Annotated in this window: 30 protein-coding genes and 1 tRNA gene; 25 read left to right on the forward strand and 6 right to left on the reverse strand. The window is 48.6% G+C overall.

The genetic code is table 11. The annotated features are described in order from the left end of the window. Positions 1 to 195 precede the first annotated feature (195 nt). Positions 196 to 582, forward strand: coding sequence for a Bor/Iss family lipoprotein (locus F459_RS0110925; protein ID WP_020612763.1), 387 nt, complete (start codon positions 196 to 198; stop codon positions 580 to 582). Positions 583 to 730: 148 nt separating this feature from the next. Then, entirely contained in the window at positions 731 to 1,084 is a 354-nt protein-coding gene (locus F459_RS0110930; RefSeq protein WP_154651669.1) for a hypothetical protein, read from the forward strand. Positions 1,085 to 1,168: 84 nt separating this feature from the next. Here the strand turns inward: F459_RS0110930 and F459_RS0110935 are convergent. Beyond that, positions 1,169 to 1,240: transfer RNA gene (locus tag F459_RS0110935), tRNA-Gly, on the reverse strand. Between the two features lie 171 nt (positions 1,241 to 1,411). On the opposite strand from F459_RS0110935, the gene F459_RS0110940 reads away from it, so the two are divergent. Beyond that, positions 1,412 to 1,645, forward strand: coding sequence for a DUF3276 family protein (locus tag F459_RS0110940; protein WP_020612765.1), 234 nt, complete (start codon positions 1,412 to 1,414; stop codon positions 1,643 to 1,645). Here F459_RS0110940 and F459_RS0110945 read toward each other — a convergent pair. Then, entirely contained in the window at positions 1,626 to 2,198 is a 573-nt protein-coding gene (locus F459_RS0110945) for a ribonuclease HII (protein WP_020612766.1), read from the reverse strand. The two genes, F459_RS0110940 and F459_RS0110945, sit on opposite strands and share 20 nt — an antisense overlap. 89 nt (positions 2,199 to 2,287) lie before the next feature. Here F459_RS0110945 and F459_RS0110950 point away from each other — a divergent pair, with 89 nt between their 5' ends. The 16 genes from F459_RS0110950 to F459_RS0111025 all read left to right on the forward strand — a co-directional run bounded on the left by F459_RS0110950 (position 2,288) and on the right by F459_RS0111025 (position 14,252). Then, positions 2,288 to 5,113 carry a chromosome segregation SMC family protein gene (locus F459_RS0110950; RefSeq protein WP_020612767.1) on the forward strand — a complete coding sequence of 942 codons (2,826 nt, stop codon included), beginning with the start codon at positions 2,288 to 2,290 and terminating at the stop codon, positions 5,111 to 5,113. Continuing rightward, positions 5,085 to 5,468: a hypothetical protein gene (locus tag F459_RS0110955; RefSeq protein ID WP_033301576.1), complete on the forward strand. Its 384-nt coding sequence runs from the start codon at positions 5,085 to 5,087 to the stop codon at positions 5,466 to 5,468. The genes F459_RS0110950 and F459_RS0110955 overlap by 29 nt, the downstream gene beginning before the upstream one ends. Next, entirely contained in the window at positions 5,465 to 6,892 is a 1,428-nt protein-coding gene (locus F459_RS0110960; RefSeq protein ID WP_020612769.1) for a tetratricopeptide repeat protein, read from the forward strand. Before F459_RS0110955 ends, F459_RS0110960 begins: the two co-directional genes overlap by 4 nt. Positions 6,893 to 6,953: 61 nt before the next feature. Then, positions 6,954 to 8,285: a signal recognition particle protein gene (gene ffh, locus F459_RS0110965; protein ID WP_020612770.1), complete on the forward strand. Its 1,332-nt coding sequence runs from the start codon at positions 6,954 to 6,956 to the stop codon at positions 8,283 to 8,285. 28 nt (positions 8,286 to 8,313) lie between these two features. Further along, positions 8,314 to 8,568, forward strand: coding sequence for a 30S ribosomal protein S16 (gene rpsP / locus F459_RS0110970; RefSeq protein ID WP_013254462.1), 255 nt, complete (start codon positions 8,314 to 8,316; stop codon positions 8,566 to 8,568). Positions 8,569 to 8,597: 29 nt separating this feature from the next. Continuing rightward, entirely contained in the window at positions 8,598 to 8,831 is a 234-nt protein-coding gene (locus F459_RS0110975; protein ID WP_013254463.1) for a KH domain-containing protein, read from the forward strand. After that, positions 8,831 to 9,328 (forward strand): ribosome maturation factor RimM, encoded by a 498-nt coding sequence (rimM, locus tag F459_RS0110980; RefSeq protein WP_020612771.1) that lies wholly within the window; start codon positions 8,831 to 8,833, stop codon positions 9,326 to 9,328. Before F459_RS0110975 ends, rimM begins: the two co-directional genes overlap by 1 nt. Then, positions 9,325 to 10,023, forward strand: coding sequence for a tRNA (guanosine(37)-N1)-methyltransferase TrmD (gene trmD, locus F459_RS0110985; RefSeq protein WP_020612772.1), 699 nt, complete (start codon positions 9,325 to 9,327; stop codon positions 10,021 to 10,023). Before rimM ends, trmD begins: the two co-directional genes overlap by 4 nt. A 25-nt stretch (positions 10,024 to 10,048) precedes the next feature. Beyond that, positions 10,049 to 10,426, forward strand: coding sequence for a 50S ribosomal protein L19 (gene rplS, locus F459_RS0110990; RefSeq protein ID WP_013254466.1), 378 nt, complete (start codon positions 10,049 to 10,051; stop codon positions 10,424 to 10,426). A 63-nt stretch (positions 10,427 to 10,489) separates the two neighbouring features. Further along, positions 10,490 to 11,440 carry a hypothetical protein gene (locus F459_RS0110995; protein WP_020612773.1) on the forward strand — a complete coding sequence of 317 codons (951 nt, stop codon included), beginning with the start codon at positions 10,490 to 10,492 and terminating at the stop codon, positions 11,438 to 11,440. Then, on the forward strand, positions 11,437 to 11,703 hold the full coding sequence (locus F459_RS0111000) for an EscU/YscU/HrcU family type III secretion system export apparatus switch protein (RefSeq protein WP_020612774.1): 267 nt from the start codon (positions 11,437 to 11,439) through the stop codon (positions 11,701 to 11,703). The genes F459_RS0110995 and F459_RS0111000 overlap by 4 nt, the downstream gene beginning before the upstream one ends. After that, positions 11,700 to 12,824, forward strand: coding sequence for an HD-GYP domain-containing protein (locus F459_RS0111005; RefSeq protein ID WP_020612775.1), 1,125 nt, complete (start codon positions 11,700 to 11,702; stop codon positions 12,822 to 12,824). Before F459_RS0111000 ends, F459_RS0111005 begins: the two co-directional genes overlap by 4 nt. After that, a complete protein-coding gene (locus tag F459_RS0111010) occupies positions 12,821 to 13,183 on the forward strand; it encodes a YraN family protein (RefSeq protein ID WP_020612776.1) in 363 nt (120 codons plus the stop codon). Before F459_RS0111005 ends, F459_RS0111010 begins: the two co-directional genes overlap by 4 nt. Further along, entirely contained in the window at positions 13,180 to 13,323 is a 144-nt protein-coding gene (locus F459_RS24135) for a hypothetical protein (protein ID WP_013254471.1), read from the forward strand. Before F459_RS0111010 ends, F459_RS24135 begins: the two co-directional genes overlap by 4 nt. A gap of 2 nt (positions 13,324 to 13,325) precedes the next feature. After that, on the forward strand, positions 13,326 to 13,715 hold the full coding sequence (locus tag F459_RS0111020) for a hypothetical protein (RefSeq protein WP_020612777.1): 390 nt from the start codon (positions 13,326 to 13,328) through the stop codon (positions 13,713 to 13,715). Positions 13,716 to 13,730: 15 nt separating this feature from the next. Continuing rightward, positions 13,731 to 14,252, forward strand: coding sequence for a PadR family transcriptional regulator (locus F459_RS0111025; RefSeq protein WP_020612778.1), 522 nt, complete (start codon positions 13,731 to 13,733; stop codon positions 14,250 to 14,252). Positions 14,253 to 14,331: 79 nt separating this feature from the next. On the opposite strand, the gene F459_RS0111030 is transcribed toward F459_RS0111025, so the two are convergent. Then, positions 14,332 to 15,066 carry a HEAT repeat domain-containing protein gene (locus F459_RS0111030; protein ID WP_020612779.1) on the reverse strand — a complete coding sequence of 245 codons (735 nt, stop codon included), beginning with the start codon at positions 15,064 to 15,066 and terminating at the stop codon, positions 14,332 to 14,334. A gap of 23 nt (positions 15,067 to 15,089) precedes the next feature. After that, entirely contained in the window at positions 15,090 to 15,692 is a 603-nt protein-coding gene (locus F459_RS0111035) for a hypothetical protein (RefSeq protein ID WP_245540152.1), read from the reverse strand. Positions 15,693 to 15,785: 93 nt separating this feature from the next. Between F459_RS0111035 and coaD the strand changes: the two genes are divergently transcribed. From coaD to rnc, 4 genes are all read left to right on the forward strand, one after another. Next, entirely contained in the window at positions 15,786 to 16,265 is a 480-nt protein-coding gene (coaD, locus tag F459_RS0111040) for a pantetheine-phosphate adenylyltransferase (protein WP_020612781.1), read from the forward strand. A gap of 90 nt (positions 16,266 to 16,355) precedes the next feature. After that, positions 16,356 to 16,544 (forward strand): 50S ribosomal protein L32, encoded by a 189-nt coding sequence (gene rpmF / locus F459_RS0111045; protein WP_013254477.1) that lies wholly within the window; start codon positions 16,356 to 16,358, stop codon positions 16,542 to 16,544. Between the two features lie 14 nt (positions 16,545 to 16,558). Beyond that, positions 16,559 to 16,795 carry an acyl carrier protein gene (acpP, locus tag F459_RS0111050; RefSeq protein WP_013254478.1) on the forward strand — a complete coding sequence of 79 codons (237 nt, stop codon included), beginning with the start codon at positions 16,559 to 16,561 and terminating at the stop codon, positions 16,793 to 16,795. A 24-nt stretch (positions 16,796 to 16,819) separates the two neighbouring features. Then, on the forward strand, positions 16,820 to 17,554 hold the full coding sequence (gene rnc / locus F459_RS0111055) for a ribonuclease III (RefSeq protein ID WP_033301605.1): 735 nt from the start codon (positions 16,820 to 16,822) through the stop codon (positions 17,552 to 17,554). A 21-nt stretch (positions 17,555 to 17,575) separates the two neighbouring features. On the opposite strand, the gene F459_RS0111060 is transcribed toward rnc, so the two are convergent. Next, complete coding sequence (locus F459_RS0111060) at positions 17,576 to 18,931, reverse strand: CCA tRNA nucleotidyltransferase (protein WP_020612783.1); 1,356 nt, start codon at positions 18,929 to 18,931, stop codon at positions 17,576 to 17,578. 92 nt (positions 18,932 to 19,023) lie between these two features. After that, complete coding sequence (locus tag F459_RS0111065; protein WP_020612784.1) at positions 19,024 to 19,896, reverse strand: flagellin N-terminal helical domain-containing protein; 873 nt, start codon at positions 19,894 to 19,896, stop codon at positions 19,024 to 19,026. A gap of 192 nt (positions 19,897 to 20,088) precedes the next feature. Between F459_RS0111065 and F459_RS0111070 the strand changes: the two genes are divergently transcribed. Further along, positions 20,089 to 21,129 carry an ATP-dependent 6-phosphofructokinase gene (locus F459_RS0111070; RefSeq protein WP_020612785.1) on the forward strand — a complete coding sequence of 347 codons (1,041 nt, stop codon included), beginning with the start codon at positions 20,089 to 20,091 and terminating at the stop codon, positions 21,127 to 21,129. 30 nt (positions 21,130 to 21,159) lie between these two features. Next, positions 21,160 to 23,226 carry a polyphosphate kinase 1 gene (gene ppk1 / locus F459_RS0111075; RefSeq protein ID WP_020612786.1) on the forward strand — a complete coding sequence of 689 codons (2,067 nt, stop codon included), beginning with the start codon at positions 21,160 to 21,162 and terminating at the stop codon, positions 23,224 to 23,226. Positions 23,227 to 23,254: the final 28 nt, after the last annotated feature.

Below are 23,254 nucleotides of genomic sequence, written 5' to 3' on the forward strand. Positions count from 1 at the left end.
TGAAAACGTATCCACTGATATATCTGGGTTTTCTATCCCCTGAATAAAACGTAGCAGCTGTAGTTTACTCTAAGTCAATAGTGCAACTGTCGAAAATTCCTTCGTGGAGGAAATCCTACCTGATGGGCCTCGATCTCTTGCTAAAACGCAAAATGAGGACAATACTTGTACTAAGTTGACTCGAAAGGAGAGAGTATGAAGAAATTATTGTATTTGGTATGTGCTGCCATGCTTGTAACGTTAGTTGCATCCTGTACCACCTTCAAATTGTCCGGTTTGCAGATGGATATAGAGCGGCAGTCTTACCAGACAGTGGGAGAGCTTGATCTGAAAATAACGGTCCATGAGTTCCTGGGAAATTCAGGGGGAAGCAACCTTGCAAACGTGTCAGCCGATAACATGGACACTGTTATTTACGATGCAATTCAGAGAGAAGTTTCAAAGTTTTCCGGTGATGCGGCAGTTAACGTAACCGTTGAATATCAGGCTTCGGTCGTCGATATTCTTTTGAATGCGATAACTTTCGGCATTTATGCACCTGCCGAGGCGCATGTGACCGGGACCATCATCAAATATCAGTAGACATCAAACAGGGGAGGGGGGATCCATCCTCTCTCCCTAAAACGATTTGTCGTACGTTAAGGCAATAGTGCACAAAAGAAAACTTCTTTTTTTTATCTTTCTCTTTTCGCTCGTATCCTTTTCGTGTTCGGGACCGAGTAATGAGGCATTGGAAGCGGCGGTCGGCGATTTTTTTGCTGCTGTGCAATCTCATGATTTTGATCGGCTCGAGAAAATTCTTCTTCATTCTGCTCCCCTGAATCAAGAACGAAAAGCCGCCTTGTCCGCTATTGCCGGGGACATTAAAACGTGGAAGGTGAAAAATATCGATCATCGTGGCGGTGCAAGTTATGTTGATGTCGTTATTTCTAAAGATGGACGAGATGTGATAATGACCTTCGTTCTTGTCAAAAAGGGTAAAGCAATTTTGATAAAGGATGACATACGGGTGAAGCAATTTTACGATATCATTCCTGCACAAAAAGAAAAGATGAGTGAAACTCAGGCTTTAGAGACTTCGTAACCTACTTTTGTACAATTTCCACCCCTAAGATTAGCTAAAATTACAAGACATAAAAAAGTCCTTGCACTGCAAGGACTTAAAAAGAGCGTCCGATCGGAATCGAACCGACATCTTCAGCTTGGAAGGCTGAGGTAATAGCCATTATACGACGGACGCATATTGGAATGTATTACATTCCTCTGTGGCAATGTTTTTACGTGAAAACCGGAAAAAAGTCAAGGCCCCCCTTTTAGACAATTGTGGGGTAATGTGCCTTGAAAGGTTTTTTTTGATGCGGTAGTATCGGCGAACCAGAAAACCATGTCAGATATAGAGAAGGAATGAGTTATGGGATTACGAGGGGAAGTTTTTTCAAGCAGGTTCAGTACGGAAAAGCGCACCTACTTTTTCAATGTAAAAGAGAATAGAAAGGGTGATCTGTTTCTCAATATCGTGGAAAGCAAAAAGCATGGCGATATTGGTGGGTACGAACGTCAGTCGGTAATTGTCTTCGACGATGAGCTGGAGGATTTTACCAGAGAACTCAACAAGGCAATCGATTTCATGAAGAAAAAATCCTGAAGCTTTTGCGATGGATCTCACTCAGGCCGTAGCGGCGGCAGAGTTCTCTGTGCAGTTTTGTTGGATAGCCTTTGTGCTGTTCAAAGTGCCATGCCGGTTCGATCCAGCTGTAGCGAATCATCCAGCGGTCTCGTGTTTCCTTAGCGAGGATTGAGGCCGCTTGTATGTGGGGGTGGGTCTGGTCGCCCCTGATGATGGCTTCTATTCGCGGGTGGTCGAGTTTCGGAGAAAATTTCCCATCGACCTGAACGATTTTTACGAGTTTGCGGGTCTTCTGATCTATGGCTTCGAAAGCACGTTTCATGGCAAGGAGAGAGGCGTTGTGGATGTTGATCCTGTCGATCTCTTCAGGCCACACCCAACCGACACCGTAGCTGCAGGAGGAAAGAATCTCCTTCAGGGCGATGTTTCGTTTGGCTGGTGAGAGTTTCTTCGAATCGTCGAGTAGCTCGATAGGAAAAGCTGCAGGTAGAATAACAGCTGCAGCGGTTACCGGGCCCGCAAGAGGGCCCCTGCCTGCTTCGTCGATACCGCAGTATTCAATTGTTGTCATACCGGGTATACTACGATAGTTGGAGTCTATTTGTATACGTGGTATAGTATCAAAAGAAACAGGTAAGCTTTTAGTATACGGGAGCATCGGTGTTTTTAAAAAGCATTCAAATATTCGGCTTTAAATCCTTTGCCGATAGGAGCGTTATCGAATTTCGTGACGGTATCAGTGCCTTGCTCGGGCCAAACGGTTGCGGTAAGAGCAACGTCGTGGATTCTATCAAATGGGTTCTCGGAGAACAGTCGACCAAGACCCTGCGAGCCGAAAAAATGGAAGATGTCATCTTCAACGGGACGGAAAATCGAAAGGCGCTTAATGTTGCTGAGGTGACCCTCACGTTAAGCAATGATGATGGTGTCCTTCCCATAGAGATACCCGAAATCGAGGTGAAACGTCGCCTTCATCGTTCCGGCGAATCGGAATACTTTATTAATTCTGCTCCGGTAAAGCTTCGTGAGGTTCGTGAGCTTTTCTTCGATACCGGGATAGGAAAATCATCGTATTCCATCATGGAGCAGGGAAAGATCGATCAGATCCTTTCCAACAAGCCCGAAGAGCGTCGCTATATCTTTGAAGAAGCCGCAGGCATCACCAAATATAAGCTCAAGGGCGCGGAGGCCGAACGAAAGCTTCAGCGGACCGAAGAGAATATGCGTCAGGTGGAGGGCATCCTTCGGGAGGTTAAGCGCTCCTACGACACCCTCAAGGTGCAGTCGGAAAAGACTTTTTCCTATCGTGATTTGAAAGAACGTATTTTCGGCCTTGAACTTGATATTCAGCTGTTAAAATTAAAGGGAATCCTCGACGATCAGCATCAAAAAGAGGAAAAGTTAAAGGAAAAGAGCCAAAAGCGGGATGAATTGCGATCCGCCATCGATACCATCAATAATCTGCTCGAAGAAAATCTTGACCAGGTCAATAGCATGGAGTCGAGTCTTATAGAGGCCCAGAAAAAGCTTTACGGTATTGATATTGAGAAGAGCAATAGAGAGAGTCGCAGGCAGATATTGACCGAGCGCTCGTCCGAGCTCGAACAGCAGGCTAAGACTGCCGTGGAACGCCAATCTTCCATCCGGGAAAAGATTGCAAGTACCGGAGAGGGTATTAGCGCCAGGGAGGCCTCCCTGGCTGATTTCGATAAGCGTATCGGTGAGATCGAGGAACACATAGCCTCCTTTACCCGGAATATCGAATCTGCCAACGGTAGGATCGGTGAAAATGAGAAGCGAATCGCCCAGAATGAAAAAACGGTCCTTTCTCTTGAAAAACAGCGTGAGGATTTGCAGGTCAAACTCAGGGAAATTACCGACGATATCGTAACGCAACTCGACAGCAAACTGAAGGAGACCGGTTATTCCCGCCAGGAGCGGGCGGACATGGAAGAAGAGATTCTCAATACCATTGAGTCTCTCTCGATTCAATTGAAGGGAAAGCAGTCGTTGGTCGAGGACGCCATTAAGCTCGACGAGAGTGAAAAACAGAAGACTCTTTCACTGGTGCGGGATGCTTTTGAGGCTACCGGATTGGCGACAAAGAAGCTTTCTGAGCTTTTTACCCGTTATCGCAGCGCCGTTCCTTCCTTTATCGATGAATTTCTTGCACCCGAGGGAATTATCACCATAAAACGTGAGATCGACCGTAATATCGAGGATGCCGGAGCGGAAATGACCCGCCGGAGGGAAGAGATCGCCGCTCTTCGCGAGGAAAACAAGAATCTTTCTTCGAAGATAGAGGAATATCGACGTACCTTGGAAGATCTGCGTATCAACCGTGCCCAACTGGACACCCAGAAAGGGGCGATGAAGGAGAGCCTTGCGACCCTGAAGCGGGAGTTGACCGATCTGGAAAAGCAGCTTGCCGCTGCAGAGGCGGAGGCACAGCGCTGTAAGCTTAGCATTGAGGAAAACCATGCCAAGATTAAGGCCCTTGACGAGGAGCGGATGGAGCTCGACCGTCAGGAAGTTGCGCTGAAAAAGGAACTGACGAGCCTTGAGGCAGGGATCAACGACCGCAATAAAGAACTGCTGAAAAAAGAAGACAACCTCAAACAGCAGATGGACCAACTTGGAAAGATCCAAAGTCAGGTCGAACAACTCCAGGTGAATCTTGCCGGCCTCAACGCCGAGGTCCGTAATATCTACGACAATTTTCGTGATCGTCATTCAAGGGATTTAAACGAGTACGACTCTCGTATGTTCGAAATACGCGAGGATGCAAAGGACCTGCGGGATAACCTTTCCAAGGCCAAAGAGGAGCTCAAAGCCCTGGGCCAGGTGAATTTGATGGCTCCCGAGGAGTTTTCCGAGGTCAAAGAGCGTTACGACTTTCTTAATGGTCAACTTGATGATCTCTACAAGGCCAGAGAGGATCTTACCCGCATTACCAAACAAATCAGGGTCGAGTCTACCGAACTTTTCCTCGACACCTACGAAAAGATAAAGAAAAATTTTCATTCGATGTTTCGCCGTCTTTTCGGAGGAGGAAGGGGAGAGCTTCAGCTTACAGAACCCAATGAGGTCCTCACCAGCGGTATTGAGATATACGCCCAGCCTCCGGGAAAGAAACTTGAGAATATCTCCCTGCTTTCCGGTGGAGAGCGGAGCCTGACAGCCGTCGGACTGCTGTTCGCCACCTATATGGTGAAGCCTTCTCCATTTTGTATTCTTGATGAGATCGATGCTGCCCTTGACGAATCGAACGTCGGTCGTTTTGTCAATGTGTTGATGGAATTCGGTAACAAGAGCCAGTTTATCGTTATTACTCATAACAAGAAGACGGTCGCCGGTGCGAAAACCCTTCTCGGTGTAACCATGGAGGAGTCCGGTGTTTCGAAGATCATCGCCGTCAGACTGGCCGACGATGGAAATGTGGTTGAAGAGGAAGCCGATGAGCCGGATGGAGTTCCTACAGAGTAGGGCCTTTCGTATTTATCTTACGGTGACCCTCTCGGTTGCCGTTCTCGCTCTTTTGGTGACCATTGTCGTTGCCTTGGCATTTTCTGCCCATGCTCCGCAGAGAAGCAGGATAACTTCTCCCCGACCACAATCTGTGACAGGGGAGAAAGCGCAGATTGCTCCCGAATCCATGCTCCTGCCCCAAAGCTGGAAAAGTCCCGATACGGTCGAGTTGATTCCTTACCACCAATCCTCCGGAACCTGGGATGATGAGCGAATCAAGCCCTTTTGGGTTGCTCCTGGTCAGGTGGAACAGGAATCCCTGCAGGAGAAAAGCGATGAGGCCGTAGAGCAATTTCTGGGGACATTGCCGTGATCGGACGATCCCTCGGGCTGGGCCTTGCATTCTTGTTGGCCCTTGCCTCGTGTGCCTCCGGCCCCGCTCCTCAACAGTCTGTCGATCTGAGGATCGACACAGGGGGACAGGCGGGGGATACTGCTCCGATGAAAGCTTCTATAACGGAGCCGGCGCCCATCTTGATTTCCGATCTGCTCAGGCCGGCGGGCTGGGGAAATGAGCCATATTCGGTCGATTTACCCCTTCCCGAACTTCCTGCTCCACGCCTTCCCCAATGTATTTCGGTTTCCATGCTTCCGGCTTCTTCCGAATATGATTTTTCCCAATTGGAGGATATCGATGAGCCTGTTCCTCCTTTTGTGCCGGAGGTCAGCGAGCCAAAGATCAGTACCCCGAACCTAAGCGAGTCCGAAATTGGGACAGTTCCCCGCCCCTCGGCGATTCCCAAACCAACGGCTGCCGTGGACGCTGATTCTGAACCGAGCAGCGAATCCGGGGCCGCTGCCGCGGAAGGCTCTGCAGCGGTGAAAGCGCCGTCTGCTGTTCCGGCATCCTCTTCTTCCGTTTCTTCCATCGTTACTCCTCCTTCAGCAAACCTGGATTCGCAGGAGAATCCCATCGCCTCAGAGCTGACTGCGGCGGTAGGCGAAAATGTGACAATTATCCTCGATGGAAGGGGGTGGATCTATCTGGGAGCAAAATCCCAGTCGCCTGTCGGAGCCTCGGGCGAAAGTCCCGTGGAATTTATGGAACGCAGCTTTGGCGAAAACAACAGCCGCTTTCTTTTCCTTACCGTAGCCGAGGGGGATATGCTCCTCAGCTTCCAAAAACAGGAGGCAACAACGGGGAAAAGCCTATCCAAACGCTATCTCGTGACAGTTACCGGCCCCAAAGAGGATACCGCTTTCCAGGGGCAGGGACACCCGGCATCTGTAGGAAATAGCTCCGAGGGGGGGGGGGAACAGGATGGGACACTTGTTCCTTCTTTCAGTATAGACGAGTTGACCACGGCCTACCGGGAGGGGCGGCAAACAGAGGCCCTTTCCCACCTTTTCGAGCTCCTTGATGCCGAAAAAGAGGAAAACGATCCGCCTCTCGGACTTTCCCGATTCGCCATACTTGAGAAGCCCGAATCCGACGCTGTTTCGGTGCTTCCGGCCTCTTCACTTCTCGAGCTCCTTGATAGCCAGGTTGAACGGGGTGGGGCAAAGGAGGTGCTCGACTTTTTGCTTTGGTTTGTACCTTCTGTTCCGTCCGCTCAGCGGGATGAATTCTACTATCGTATCGGCCGTCTTTATGAGGAGACACTGCGTCCGCAAAACCCCGAACAGGCGGTGGAGTACTATCGAAAAATCAGGGAAGCTTATCCTTGGAGTCGCTACTGGAATGATGCCGTAAAACGGGAACGCTACCTGCGCCGTCACTTTTTAGAACTACGTTAGGCGTTGACACGGCTTTGCAAAATGCGGTATAAAAACTAGAACTGCGGACGATGGGATTGGTATGTTAGAAAGAATTTCCGATAAGTTTTCAGATATTTTTAGGCAACTCTCGGGTAAGGCAACTATTTCTGAGAAAAATATTCAGGATGCCGTCGAAGAGATTAAGGTTGCATTGCTCGAGGCTGATGTAAACCTTCGGGTTGTTCGACGATTTGTGAATCGAACCATCGAAGATGCTAAAGGTGAGGCCGTTCTCAAAGCGGTAAACCCCGGCCAGCAGTTTGTGAAGATTGTAAACGACAAGATCGTGCAACTGCTCGGCGACGAGCGACAGGATCTTGAGCTTAAAGGGCCGGATACCCTCTCTTCCATTTTGATGATGGGACTTCAAGGTTCCGGAAAAACGACCACTTCTGCAAAGCTGGGGCTTCGCCTTAAAAAAGAGGGACGAAGGGTTCTGCTGGTTGCCGCCGACTTGGTTCGTCCTGCCGCTGTTGACCAGCTCAAGGTCCTTGGTAAGCAGGTCGAGCTTGAGGTCTTTTCCCTTGAGGGAGAGAAAGATCCGGTAAAGCTTGTCGGCGAAGCCAAAAAATATGCGATCAAGTCAAGTTTCAACACTATGATCGTAGATACGTCGGGGCGTCTTCATCTGGATGAAGAGATGATGAAGCAGATCGTCGATATCAAGAAGGTCGTTGATCCTCAGGAACAACTTTTCGTTGCCGATTCAATGACCGGACAGGAAGCGGTTACCATAGCAAAGTCGTTTGACGAACAGGTCGGTATCAGCGGTGTTGTGCTGACCAAGTTTGATTCCGATACTCGCGGGGGCGCCGCCCTTTCCCTTAAAAGCGTCACCGGTAAGCCGATCAAGTATGTCGGTGTGGGAGAGAAACCCGAGGATCTTGATCCCTTTTATCCCGAGCGGATCGCTTCCCGTATCCTTGGCATGGGAGATGTCGTCAGCCTGGTGGAAAAGGCTCAGGAAACCATCGATCTTGAAGAGGCTGCGGCCCTGCAGGAGAAAATGATTTCTGCTACCTTTACCTTGGAGGACTATCTTGAATCCTTTGCACGGATGCGAAAGATGGGAAGTGTTCAGTCGCTTCTCGAGATGATCCCGGGTGCCAAGGGGGCCATCAGTGAGGACGACATCGACGAAAAGGAGATGAAAAAGGAAGAGGCGATTATTCTCTCCATGACCATTGTAGAGCGTCGCAATCACCGTATTATCGGTCCTTCCCGCAGGAAGCGGATAGCAAAAGGAAGCGGTTCCTCTGTCGCCGAGGTAAACCGTCTGATCAAGCGTTTCGAAAAAATGCGACTTATGATGAAAAAGGTTTCGAAGAATAAAAAATACCAAGCTAAGTTGATGCAAAATCTTGGTGTATAATTTTCAAGAACGCGTTAGGAGGTTCTAGTTGAGTGTTAAAATAAGACTGAAGCGGTTCGGGACCAAGAAACGGCCCTACTATCGAATTGTCGTTATGGATTCCAGGGCTCCCCGAGACGGCCGGACTCTGGATGAGGTTGGTCTCTATCATCCCATCGAGAATGCTGACCGTCAGCTTCGACTCGATGAGGAAAAGATCAAGGGATGGATTTCCAAAGGCGCGCAGCCGACCGATACGGTCAGAAAGCTGCTCAACAGCCGGGAAATCCGTATCGAACGTTAAACGGCGCCGTCGCCCTGGGAGTTAGAAACGTGGAAAAAGATCTTGTTGAGTATATTGCAAAGTCCCTTGTTGACGATCCCGACGGGGTGGAAGTGAATTTGATTGAGGGTGAGAAATCCACTATTCTCGAACTACGGGTTTCTCAGGATGATATCGGAAAGGTGATTGGAAAACACGGCCGGATTGCTAAGGCGGTACGAACGATACTTAGTGCATCGGCTACCAAAACCGGTAAAAGGGTTGTGCTCGAGATCCTCGATTGATGGATACGGTTGTTATTGGTAAGGTGCGGACCTCACATGGGGTCCGCGGCTTATTGAAGGTACGAAGTCTTTCCGGAGAGACCGGCCACTTTCTTGCTCTTAAGGAAGTGGTATTGAAACGTGAGCGTGGTGTGCGCTCTTTTGTCGTTGAATCTGTTCGGGTCGCCGGCGGTGATCTGTTGATGAAGCTTCGGGGAATCGATTCTCCCGAAGAGGGAAAGCTCTGGGCCGGTGCCGATATGATCGTGTCAAAAGAGCTTGGAGCGGCCCTGCGGGAAGACGAATATTACTATTCCGATCTTATAGGCTGTACGGTGGTGTGCCGAGGATCGGAGGTGGGAACGATTGTTTCGATCGTTGAGAACGGTGTTTCTGACCTTTTGGAGGTCAAGACAGATGCGGGAAAACGGATTGTTCCCTTTCAGAAGCACTTTGTCGGTTCCGTGGATCTTGTTTCCCGGGCTGTGGAGCTTCTGGAACCGGGATTGTTGGAATGAAATTTACCGTTCTGACGCTTTTTCCCGAGATTATTGAAGGGTTTTTCTCTTCGTCGATCATGGCAAAGGCTGTTGAGCGAGGTTTGATTGATCTTCGTCTGGTTGATGTGAGAGATTTTGCCTTTGATCGTCACAGAACCTGTGATGATGCACCCTACGGCGGCGGGGCTGGAATGGTCCTAAAGGCCGAACCTCTTGCCGGTGCTCTGGATTCGGTGGATGCGGCGGACAAGCGGGTCGTGTTTCCGACGCCTTCGGGAAGGCCCTTTACGCAGGAAAAGGCTTGTGAACTCTCCAGAGAGGGAGAGCTTGTTTTTATCTGCGGAAGATACGAGGGGATCGATCAGCGGATAATCGATCTCTATGTCGATGACGAGCTCTCTATCGGAGATTATGTGATTTCTTCCGGTGAAGTTGCAAGTTTGGTTATGATCGATGCGATCTATCGGCTTGTCGACGGGGTTATCAGCGGCGAATCACTCGAGGAAGAGAGTTTTACCGATGATTTGCTGGAATATCCGCATTATACGCGACCGCAGGTATTCCGCGGTCTTGCGGTTCCGGATATACTGCTATCCGGCCACCATGCCGAGATTGCTCGATGGCGTCACCAGCGACGTATCGAAAAGACGGCGGCAAATAGACCCGAACTGCTGAAACGCAGTGGGGACGAGGACAGAACGAATACGTATTGAAAAGGAAATACGAAAGGGGACGGCAATGGATGTGATAAAAACGATCGAAGCAGAGCAGCTTACCGAAGGACGCGAGAATTTCCGCATCGGTGATACGGTGAAGGTCCACTACAAGATTGTTGAGGGACAGACCGAGCGGATTCAGGTCTATGAAGGCTTGGTGATCGCTATGAACAACGGCGGTGTCAGAAAAACCGTTACCGTGCGCAAGATGTCGTACGGAGTGGGAGTGGAAAGGGTATTTCCTCTTCATAGCCCGAAGATCGAAAAGATTGAGTTGGTACGCCATGGGCGGGTTCGCCGTGCAAAGCTTTACTATATACGGGATCGTGTGGGAAAGGCTTCAAAGGTACGCGAGCTGATCAAAAAGAAGGGACAAAAGGCAAGCGAGGCTGCCAGATAAGCCTGGCTCATGTCCTCACTTGTTATCCCTCAGTCTGTATTAACACAAGCCGGATTGTACCCGATGGTGCGGTCCGGTCTTTTTGTCTCCTTTGAGGTTCTTGATACAGATGGGAAGGGTAAGTGGACCATTCTTTTGGAAGGAAAACGGTTGCAAGTCTCTTCTGATGTAATCCTTGAAAAGGGACGGCGATATGGGGCTTCTCTGCATGTTTCCAATGGTCAGGTACGATTGAAACTTAATGCCCTTACCCGCTCCGGTAGTGTGACTGATATGTTTAGCAATGCTGCGGGCAGTAAGCTTTCGATGGACGTGGTGCGAATCCTCACGGCCGCGGCTCTTCCGCTTCGAGGGGCGTTGGTGGATGAGGTTGTGAGCCTGCTTCGCCGCTTCCAAAGCGATCGTTTTGGTACCCGACTCATCTCGTTGTTACTTGGAAAGGACATTGATCCCGGGGCAGGAAATGCCTATCATACGCTTCTGCCTCTGTTCGATTTCGGTGGCGATGGGGGACAAGAGAAACGAAGGCAACACCGTCGGCGTCGCGAGAGGGCTTTCTCTCCGGAGCTTTTGAAAGAGGTGATCACTGATTCCTGTAAGGAGGGTTCTCTCCTTACCCTCTTTAACCAGCTAAAAGGACGTGGGGAAGATCATTGGATGCTTTTTCCCCTTCCCGAACTCCGTGAGGGGAAAGATAATCTTTCAGGTGTTTTACGAATTCGTTTTAAGGGCATGCCTCCTGCAGTGAATTTTAGCCGTGCTGTTCTCGACCTTCGTCTTTGTGAGGCAGAACGGTTTTTCTTTATTGTGGAGCCTGCCGACGGTAGCTTGAGACTTTCGGCTTTTTTGCCGGAGGATCGTTTGAATCGATTGGATCATCGTCTGCTTGCAGATTTTCAGAAAAAATTGGATAACCTTGGGATTCGTTTTGACGATATTAAAAGTATGGAAGGGTTCGACGGTTGTGATTTCCCTGATGAAAAGGGGCCGGGAGGTTTTGATGCTTTGGTGTGAAGAAAAGGATGCTTGAAAAAGCCATAGCTCTTGCATATGATAGAGACACATATTCTGCACCGCGGATTACCGCCAAGGGAAGTGGTGAAGCGGCAAAGCGGCTTCTTGCCCTTGCCAAAAAACATGGTGTGCCTGTAATGGGTGACGAGGAACTTGTACAGCGGCTTTATCTCTTTGATCTTGAAGCGGTCATTCCGGAAGACCTCTATGAAGTTGTTGCGGAAATCTACAGTTTTGTTTGGAAATTACGGGAAGGCGCATGAAAAAATATAAAGTCAGTGAGCTTCAGGACGGTATGCAGTTTTCTGCCCCCGTTTATATTGATGAAGAGAGTCTCCTGGTCCCTGAAGGGGTGGTAATCCGCGAAAAAGATATTGAACGATTAAAACGTTGGGAGGTCGAGGTTGTCACCAGCGACGGTTCTCCCATCATTGAGCAGGATTTTCAGCAGCAGATATCTTCGATCGACGGTAATATCGGGAAAAAGCTACTCCAACTCTATTCCGATGCCTTGACCATTGCAGATCAGTTCTATGTTGATGCCGAACAGGGAAGCGGCCTTGATGCGGGAGCAGTCGATGAATTGATGGCTAGTTATTATCCCGCCCTCCGCGACTCCGTTGACGATGCCATGGGATTGACCTTTCGCCAGAGTAAAACCGAAAGCCGTTATGCCGGTGGAGCCATCAATTGTATGATTCTTTCCATGGCCATAGGACAACGCATTAATCTTCCTGGGCACCGCTTGATGAATCTTGCTTTGGCAGCTTTTCTTCACGATATTGGCATGACAAGAATACCTCGTGCCATTGTCGAAAAGAAAGAGCGTTTGACAGAAGATGAGATGAAAGCGGTTATGGCCCATCCTATTCACTCCTACAGAATCATTACAAAAGAGCTTGGACTTTCCGAAGAAGTGGGAAGAATTGTCCTTCTTCATCATGAGCGCTGGGACGGTAAGGGGTATCCAAAGGGCTTAACCGGAAAAGAAATCCCTGTAGCATCCAGAATTATCTCTGTTGCAGATGCTTATGAGGCAATGATTCGCGATCGTCCATATCGAGGGTCGATGATAGGCTATAAAGCGGTCCGCCAGGTCTTAAATGATAATGGGCGAAGGTATGATTCAGATATTCTGAAGGTCTTCATCAAGAGTATGGGAGTCTATCCCCCCGGAAGTGTGGTTATTCTGCAGGACGGGAGCGTCGGTAAGGTCATACGAAATCACAGGGATGTTCCTTTGCGCCCTGTGGTGCGTGTTTTGGTTAACAGCGATGGCGAGAGGCTTGTTTCTGGAAGACAGCGTGAGGTCGATCTCCTAGTAACTCCCGATGCTTTTATTGCCCGCGCCGTGCATCCCCGTGAGCTTGAGAACGCTTCGTGAATCGTGTCGCCCTGGGCAGGAAGGGGGAGGAGCATGCGGTGCATTTTCTTCTGGATAATGGGTATGAGATTCTTGCGAGAAACTATCGTTTCGGTGGTGGAGAGGTCGATATTATAGCCGGAAAGGATGATCGTATCCATTTCGTTGAGGTGAAAAGCTGGAAGGCATATGGTATGGAAAATCTGGAGTATGCGCTTAATGCGAAAAAACAAGCACGGATTATTGCAGCTTCGAGGGGATATCTTGCCAAACATGCAAGCTTTGATAAAGACCGGATTTCTTTCGATTTTTTATTTCTTGATGCTTCAGGAATAATAACACACCTGACGGATGTTTTTAGTGAAACGGGGATGGTATGAGCCGTAAACAGAGAAAAATTGATCCGCGTAAGATCGAAGAGCTGAAACGGAAGATCAATGATCAGCGGTATATCAATGGTGCCATCGAGTCTCTTGCACTTGTCATTACGAAAGAATTGCTTCATTTAAACGGAGAATAGCCTTGGAAGAACAACAGAAACGCCAGAATAAGAGTACAGGCAAAAGAAGGCGCGGCAGACGGGGAAATCGGAGTCGTAAACCGCAGCGGCCGAAGCTCGACCTGGTATGCTCGGTTTGCGGTAAGCCGATAAAGTATGTATACACCGCCATAGAGTATGGCGAAAAGCGGGAGCCCATACACTTTGATTGCATTCTCAAGAAGTTGGGAGAAGAAGAGGAGTTGGGCCCTAACGAGAAAATTTGCTATCTCGGTCAGGGAACCTTTGGTATAATACGATATCATAATGGTTCTGGTGGTAAGCGATTTTCTATTCGGAAAAAAATTGCGGTGGAAGAGCAAAATGGGATCGCCGAATGGCGAAAGGAGCTGGGTAAGGCGGTTCGCAGGTAGGATGCCGGTTGCTATATGTCATTGAAGTACGCGATTTTGGGTTTTCTTGATGAAGAGCCCTGTTATGGTTATGAGATCAAGCATCGTTTTGAAGAAACAATGGGAGATCTTTGGCCCATTTCTTACGGACAGCTTTATCCCACGCTCCGCCGTTTGACTGGTGATAACCTTGTGACGGTACAAGTTGTTCAGGGTAAGAAAGCGGTCGACAAACGTGTCTATTCGATAACCGAAAAAGGGAAGGCTCTTTTTAATCGCTGGCTTTTCGGTGAAGATAAAAAGATACAGACCTCCATCAAAGATGAGTTTTCTCTCAGCCTCTTTTTTGCCGAACGAATGAAACGGGATGAGCTTGCCTCCGCCATTCGTAACTTGCATAAAAAAACGATAAAGCGTCTTTCTTTGCTCCGTGGTGGTTCTGCGAAGAGTTCGGGATCTGATTCGCTCCATTATAAGAAGTTTCTTGTCAGAAAAATGGAGTTGATGATGGAGGCCGAGGAAATATGGCTTCGTGAGCTGCTCGAGGATGTGACGTAACATTGGATCGATCATAAAAAAAACTCCGCAGATATTTGGCGGAGTTTTTTTATGTATCGTAAAAGAAAGGAGTAGATGGTTATAATTGCTGAAGCTTTTTAATGACTTCCTGTGCCTTTTGTTTGACTGGTCTGATGTAATTCCCTGAAGAGATACGGACCAGGGCTCGATAGACAGAGGCGTCGTTTAAAGTATCATTGCTGTCCAGAAGCTTTTCAAACGCAAGTAGCGAAGCAAAAGCAAAGTTATTATCCGGGGTCATGATATCATCATTCAAAATGGAGAATGCAAGGGCTTCGGTTACCTGATTGTTCTCGTTATAACCGATTGAACCGAGAGCATAGGCAGCCTCCGCCTTAACCATTGGCTCTTCATCATTGAGAAGTATGTTGATCAAAGAATCCTTTGATTTTATACCGCCCATTTTCCCCAACAGCTCGCAGGCACGGCGTCGGATCTCCGGGAAATTGTTGATCATACGGCCGTTTTCCCGGTACTGAGCCCCTGTGCCTTCGAGAGAAAGGGCATCAAGGATATAGTGGACCTCTTCGTCTCCCTCTTGAACCCTTCCGTCATTGATCATCTCTTCGAGACTATCCAAGGCCTCAACTTTCATATCCCGGTCGGAACTGAAAGCAAGCTCGCCGATGATTTTCAGTTCGACACTCTGCAGAAAGATATCCTCGACCGTTTTCTCTTTCTCCTCCCCAGCCGCATCTTTACTCTTGTCCTGTTCCTGGGAAAAGAGGCTTATCGGGGCAAACAGAACCATTGCCGAAACGATTAAGCCCCAAAATGCCATACTCTTCTTCATACCATACTCCGTTTTTCCGTGGTTTATTCGATGATGCCGATCTTCCATTGGTTGTCGACCTTTTGCAGTTCATAAATGATTACCGGCGTGTTGTCTACGTACATATAAGCCCGTACGCGGTTTTCATCCAGCGCCTTTATCTCGTCAAGTCGTACATTCTGCCTGCTCCCTACGACTACATAATGAAAATAGTCCTTTAAAGAACGTAAAACAACATTATATTTCTTGAGAAGGGGAGCTTCTGATTGTGCACGTAGAACGGTGGGATCACTGTAATAGTCTCTATATTCCTTCGTCAGATACGTCAGCCACCTTTCATAGTCCTTCGCTGCAATAATTTTATTCAATTCCTGAACAAGATCGGATAAATCTCGTTTTGTTTCCTTGTAGGCCGTCTCTGAGAGAACAAATTCCGATTCTGCTTGGCCATTTGCCGGTGTTTGGGGCTTTGGCGGCTCCTGTACAGGAGGCTGTTCCTGAACGACCGGAACCTTGGGAGGTTCCTGCACCTCGGTTACTGCTTTGTTACCCGCACAGGAAGCGACTATCAATAGCACCAGCATCAGTGTGACCAACAGCCACAATGTATGAAAAGGCCTTTTCATACGTATAATCATTTTCATCATTACCACAAGTGTACCGAGCTGGGCCCTGTTTGTCAAAACCCTTTTTCGCTATCTTATTGACGGGCGCTGGCTGATATCATAGACTTTGCTATCATGTTGAAAGCAATGTTTCCGGGGACCTTCGATCCCCCTACAAACGGGCATTTAAACCTCATCACCAGAGCAGCAGCAATTTTTGAAAAGGTCTATGTTGTTATAGCGGTGAATAGAGGAAAAAGCTGTTTTTTCAGTGAACAGGAGCGTTTTGTGATGATGAAGGAGCTCCTGGCTCCCTATGGCAACGTCGAGGCGGTCCTCTGGGATCGGCTCGTTGTTGAATTTGCGGCCGAACACGATGTGAAGGTCATGCTCAGAGGCGTAAGAGCCCTCGCCGATTTCGGTTATGAATTTGAACTGGCCATGACCAATAAGGGGCTTGCTCCGGATCTTGAGATCATGTTTATGCCCACCGACCCGAAATACTTTGTCTTGAGATCTTCCGCTATCAAGGAGATTGCCGATTTCGGCGGTGATGTTTCATCGATGGTTCCTCCTTTGGTCGTAAAGGCCCTAAAGGAGCGTCATCAGCGGTGATTTGCGGAGTAGTTGACATGGGGGGCGTATATGCGGTAGGCTCTTTTGACTGTTGTAACACGATAATTCTTACCGGAAGGAGAGGATATAATGGCAGTACCCAAATATAAGACTTCCAAAGCTCGATCCAGATCCCGGCGATCGGCTAACATGAAGCTGAAGGCCCCGGGGCTTATTGAGTGCACAACCTGCGGGAATATGGTACTTCCCCACCACGTTTGTCCCAAGTGCGGACATTATCGGGGTAAGCAAGTTCTTGAACTGCAGGATATGGCGTAAGTAAGGAGAAGCATATGGACGAATTGTTTGAGAAAGTAAAAAAGCTTATTTCCGAAAAGCTTGAAGTGGAGCCCGAAAAGGTTACCATGGAGGCTTCTTTTCGACAGGATCTTGGTGCCGACAGCCTTGATACCTATGAGTTGGTTTATGCCATAGAGGAAGAGATGAAAATTACTATTCCCGATGAGAAGGCAAATGAGTTCGAAACTGTCGGCGATGCAGTGGAGTTCCTGCGAAGCCAGTCGAAGTAAACGGCCGTGAGTCTTCTTCCGAAGATGCAGCCGCTCGATGCGCCTCCGATCAGTGCGGAGCGTAAGAGGGAGTTGCAGCTATTTGAAAAACATGTTGGTATCAGGTTCAGGAAGCTCGAATTCCTGAACCTTGCTTTTTCCCATCGTTCTTTTGCAAACGAACAGGGGAGTAATATCGACAACAACGAAAAACTCGAATTCCTTGGCGACAGTGTTTTAGGGCTGGTAGTCAGTGAATATCTTTTTGCACTTCTTCCCGATAAGGCTGAAGGCGATCTTGCACGGGTAAAGTCTTTTGTTGTAAGTGAAGACAGCCTTGCCGAAATCGCCCGTAAGATTAAGGTTGATAATTATATTCTGATTGGTAAAGGGGAAGAATATTCGGGAGGTCGTAACAAAAAAGCGATTCTCGCCGATTGTATGGAAGCTATTATCGGTTCTTTTTATCTCGATTCCGGTTTCAAGGCCGCACGTTCTTTTGTTTTGAAATACCTGATTCCTGAAATCAATAAGGTTCTTGAGAATCGGCACAAAAAGGACTACAAGACGCTTCTGCAGGAATATGTGCAAAAGCAGTTTAAAAGTTATCCTCGTTACTCACTGGTGAAAAAGACGGGACCGGATCATGATAGAACCTTCTGGATCGAAGTAAAGATCGACGGAAAGGTCTACGGTCCGGGAAAGGGAAAAAACAAGAAAGAGGCAGAGCAACATGCCGCCGGCTTGGCATATCGCAAGCTAACCGGCGAAGAAGATTAGGACGTCTGTCGGATCGTTCCTTTAATCAATTTGTTGATGGAGGCTCTTTGCTATGGCGAGGAGCCTCTCTTTTTTATTCATCTCAGGGTCATCGAGAACGGCTTCCAGAAGCTGATCCAAAATGGTTCCCAGCAGTGGGCCCGCAGGAATTCCCTCTTTCATCAAATCTTTTCCATTGACAGCAAGGTCTCGGAGCGTAAGTGCCGTATCCTTGTCCAGAACCGCTTGAATCCGTTTAGCGAAGGACGTAAGATTGGTTGCTTCCATTGTTCTTGCCGTCATGCCGTACTGATCGGCCAGCCGCAACGCAAAAAGATCGTTGATATGCTCCCTTCCGACCCGGGAGATGAAACGGCGTACTGCGGCATCGCTCCAATCGTCGGTGTAGTAGAACATGTGATGTTTTACGAGGTGACACACCGTATCGGTTTGGGCGTTGGAAAAACGAAGCCGCTGCATGATTTCTCGTGCAATCTTTTCCGATTCGATCTCATGACGATGGAAGGTGGGAAAGCCATCTTCATCGGTCGATAGCGTGACGGCCTTGCCAGTATCGTGGAACAGTGCCGCAAGACGAATGAGAAGTCTATCGGCCGGCGCACCGTCACAGGCGTAGAGACTATGATCGAGAACATCGAAGCTGTGAAATCCTTTTTGGGTGATTCCGCGGCAGCGTGAGAGTTCCGGTAGAATATCGGACAAGATACCGCTCTTTTCCATTACCAGGAAACCTATGGAAGGTTTTTCGGCATCGAGCATTTTGACGATCTCGTCGCGTATCCGTTCCAAAGAAACGTTGGAAAGCTGGAAGCGGCAGGAGCTGAGCGCTTTTTCTGTCTGCTCCTCAAGTCGAAAACCAAGTTGGGCGGTAAATCGACAGGCCCGTAAGAGACGCAGACCGTCTTCGGCAAAACGAATTTGGGGATCTCCTATGGCCCGTATCAGCTTACGCTTGATATCGGCTCGGCCGTCATGGGGATCGATAAGTTTTCCGGTATTCAGGTTGATGGCCATCGCATTGATGGTAAAATCCCGTCGGGATAAATCTTCATAAATATCGCCGGTATAGGTCACCGCATCAGGACGCCTGCCGTCGCTGTAATCCGCATCGATTCTGAAGGTGGTTACCTCGTATTTTTCCTGCTTGAAAAGAACCGTTACCGTCCCATGTTTTATTCCGGTGGGAATGACACGGCGAAACATCGAAATTACCTCGGCGGGGGGGGCATCGGTGGCGAAATCCCAATCACTTGGTTTCCAGCCGGCAACCATATTGCGTACAGCACCGCCGACAAGATAGCATTCACGACCCCGTTGAAAAAAGATCTCACCGAATAAGCGTATATTCTTGGGTAAAGCAAAGTTTTTCCGAATCATCTTTATTTTCTTATCAGCCAGCCTTGTTTTGTGTCAAGCGAAAAAAAGGACCGGCAGGAATGCCGGTCCTTCGATTCGTGTTCCACTTTGTGTTACTGGAGCAGCTGGAGAACCGACTGGGTTTTCGTGTTTGCCTGGGCAAGCATGGCAGTTGAAGACTGGACGAGAATCTGGTTCTTTGTGTATCTAACCATCTCATCTGCCATATCGGTGTCTCTGATTCTGCTTTCAGCCGCCTGCAGGTTTTCAGAACCTACAGCCAGACCCCTGGTAGCATGCTCAAGACGGTTCTGATAGGCTCCGAGGTCCGCACGCTGCTTGTTGACCTTCCGAAGGGCCGAATCAATTACGGAGATCGAAATGTTGGCGCTGTCGGGGGTCGACATGGAGATGAAGGTAGCGGCGTGAGCCATGGCTCCGAGTCCCTGAATCCCGAGTCCCTGGGCGGTCATGGTGCCGATGAAAATGCGTTCCCGCTGATCCATGTTGGCACCGATGTGGAGCCACATGCTTGCGGTTACCGAATTCTCTCCGGTTTCCCGCGCAAAACGGCCGGTAAGCATGTTCATGCCATTGAACTGTGCATGACTTGCGATTCTGTTGACTTCGTCGACCAGCTGGCTGATTTCGACCTGAATCTGCATGCGGTCTTCATCGGTGTATACACCGTTGGAACTCTGGACAGCCAATTCTCTCATCCTTTGAAGAATATCCTGAGTTTCCTGCAAATACCCTTCTGTACTCTGTATAAAAGAGATACCGTTCTGGGCATTTCGTTCCGCCTGGACCAGGCCCCTGATCTGGCTACGCATTTTCTCGCTTACGGCAAGTCCTGATGCATCGTCGCCGGCACGGTTTATACGAAGTCCAGAAGAGAGCTTTTCCATGTTCTTGTCGACATTGAAGTTGTTGAACTTGTTCTGGCGCTGAGCGAAGATGGCGCTCATGTTGTGATTGATAATCATGCAATCCTCCTTGAAATGGTGAAGCGGACATCCTTGTCCTTCATATTAGATATCGGTAGTGTGAGGTGGAAGTTTACCTTTTTTTTCAAGATACTTGAGACAAGCGATACTGTTAGAAATCCGTTAGTTGGGAATGGCTCCCGTTGAGAGGCAGCGCCGGATCGGATACACTATGGGAACGAGAGGTGAGGAATGAAGATTGGAATCCTTACGGCTGGTGGCGATTGCCCCGGTCTGAATGCGGCCATTCGCGGAGTGGGAAAGGCTGCGGTGCTTACCTACGGCATGGATGTGTATGGTATCTCGTCCGGTTTCCTCGGCATGATTGAGCTTGAATATAGAAATTTAAGTGAGCTGGACCTTTCAGGTATTCTGACCCTCGGTGGGACCATCCTTGGTACAAGCAGGGAAAAACCCTTCAAGGACCAATCCTACGGCGAATATATTCGAAGTAAACCCGATATTATTTTCGACAATTACAAAAAGCTCGGGCTTGATTGTTTGGTCTGTATCGGCGGCAACGGGACCATGAAAACGGCGTCGAAGCTTTCCGACTATGGTTTGAATATCATTGGCATTCCAAAAACAATTGACAACGATGTGTGGGGAACCGAACTCTCCTTCGGCTTTGATTCCGCCATGATGGTTGCGACCGAAGCCCTTGATCGGATCCATACCACCGCAAACAGCCACAAGCGGATCATGGTGATCGAGGTAATGGGACACCATGCGGGCTGGCTCGCCCTTTATTCAGGGATTGCCGGGGGAGGGGATCTTATTCTTATTCCGGAGATTCCCTACGATGAATCGGTTGTGAGCGACTATCTAACCGAGCGTAATCGTCAGGGAAAACCCTATTCGATCGTTGTTGTCGCAGAGGGAATAGATTTTCCTAAAAAGAAGAAAAAGAAAAAAAGTGCCGCGAACTACATCGCAAAAATGATTCAGGAAGAGACCGGCATGCCGACGAGAGAGACCATCCTCGGTTATATCCAACGGGGAGGCTCTCCTACCGCGGCCGATCGTATTCTTGCAACCCGTTTCGGAGCTCAGGCCGCCGATTTTGCCTCACGTGGGGAGTTCGGTGTGATGGTTGCCCTCCATGATCAGCACGTAGAAGGTATCCCTCTTTCCGAAGTAGCGGGGAAGTTAAAACTTGTTCCCGGTGATCTTCCTCTTTTGAGGAAGGCACGCGCGCTGGGTACCTGCTTTGGCGATACACTTTCTACTTGATGTGGCTTGGTAACGATAAGGAGCGGTACCATGAATGTTGAGTTTCTCAATAAAGAGATAAGTTGGCTCTCGTTTAATGATCGGGTCTTGGAAGAAGCTCAGGACCCGTCCGTTCCCCTTGCCCTGCGTCTCAAATTTCTTGGAATCTACTCTAATAATCTCGATGAATTCTTTCGGGTGCGGGTCGCGACCCTGAAACGGCTTGCGAAGCTGGGAAAAAAGAGCATTGAATCGATCGGTGACGATCCCAAAATGATTCTCGACCAGATCCAGGATATCGTTATCCGGCAGCATGCCAAATTTGATTTTATTTTCGATGAGCTTCGCAAGAAAATGGAAGAGGCGAATATCTTTTTTTTAAGAGAAACGGACCTTGTACGTGAGGACCATAAAGCCATCGTGAAGGAGTATTTTATACGAGAGGTTCGGCCTCAGATTTTTCCGGTCATGGTCAATAGCCGTTACCGTTTTCCGGAACTAAGCGATACCGATCTTTATCTGCTGGTTAAGCTAAGTAAACAGGGTTCTTCCCGGGAAAACTACAGCATCATCGAGATTCCGTCAAAAAGTTGTCCCCGCTTTTTGCTTCTCCCCAAGGAGGGGGAGAAGCAGTATGTCATTCTCTTGGAGGATATTGTTAGATCCGGGCTTGACTATATCTTCCATTCTCTTAACTTCGATACCTTCCAAGCCTACGATATAAAGATCACCCGTGATGCCGAACTGGATATCGATGATGATTTTGAGGTGAGCTACCTCAATAAAATCCATAAGAGTCTTGAGCAGCGTAAAAACGCAAATCCCGTACGGCTTACCTATGATACGGCCATGCCGGCGGAGATGGTACGGTTTATCGAACGGAAACTGAAACTCAACGCTCTTGATACCATCCTGCCGGGAAGGCGGTATCACAATTCAAAAGATTATATGGACTTTCCGAATATCCTTCCGGACGAACAGTGTCATGTCCCTACCGGTATCATTCACCGTGAGCTTCGTCGCACATCTGGAATCATCGAGGTGGTCAGGAAGAAGGAGCTCCTTCTTCATTTTCCCTATCTTGGTTTTGAGACCATCATCGACCTCCTTCGTGAGGCCTCCCTCGACCCAAAGGTCACCAGTATCAGGGTCACTCTTTACAGGCTGGCTCGTTACTCTTCGGTCATTAATGCTCTCATCAATGCTAAGAAGAACAGGAAGGAAGTAGTCGTTCTTCTTGAATTGCAGGCCCGCTTCGATGAAAAGGCGAATATACGGTGGGCCAATAAGCTGAAATCCGAGGGCGTAAAGGTACTTTTTGGGGTTCCCGGCCTGAAGGTCCATTCGAAACTTTGCATTATTACCAGGAAGGGACACAAGGGAAGCGAGGAACATATTTGTGCCATCGGTACCGGAAACCTCAACGAGGATACCGCCAGGCTCTATACCGATACCTATCTTCTTACCTCTCATCCTGAGATTTGCAGTGAGGTCGATCAACTTTTTGGTTTTTTTGAGCGGAACTATCGAGTTAGCCGTTTTAACCACCTTATCGTAAGCCCCTTTCAGAGCCGTCAGGCATTTGCCGCTCTCATCGAGGAACAAATAGGACGGGTCAAGAAGGGAAAGCAGGGACTCATTCGCCTGAAGCTCAATAATCTGGCGGATAGGGACCTGATTCAGAGCCTCTACCGGGCAAGTGAGAAGGGTGTCTCGATCCAATTAATTGTTCGGGGGATGCTTAGCCTTATACCCGGTCGGAAAAAAATGAGCGAGAATATTGAGGTGATCAGTATCGTGGATTCTTATCTCGAGCATGCCCGTTTTTTCATCTTCGGTCCCGATGAGAAGGTCAAAGTGTGGATCTCTTCCGCCGATTGGCTTCCCCGCAATATTGATCGTCGGGTAGAGGTTACTTGCCCCATCTACGATGTCAATTTGAAGCAGGAGCTCATTGATCTTTTTTCCATTGAGTGGAAAGATAACGTGAAGGCAAGGAGAATTGTCGACGGCAAAGAGTTCCGCAATCAGAACGGTCTGCCTCCATGGCGTTCCCAGTTAGAGAAGGGCCTCTACCTGAGGCGGCTTCATGAAGAAAGGGAAGCCGACCGCTCTTGACATCACTGTTCCCTTTTCCCTAGAATAC

Source organism: Sediminispirochaeta bajacaliforniensis DSM 16054, assembly GCF_000378205.1.
Lineage (GTDB): Bacteria > Spirochaetota > Spirochaetia > DSM-16054 > Sediminispirochaetaceae > Sediminispirochaeta > Sediminispirochaeta bajacaliforniensis.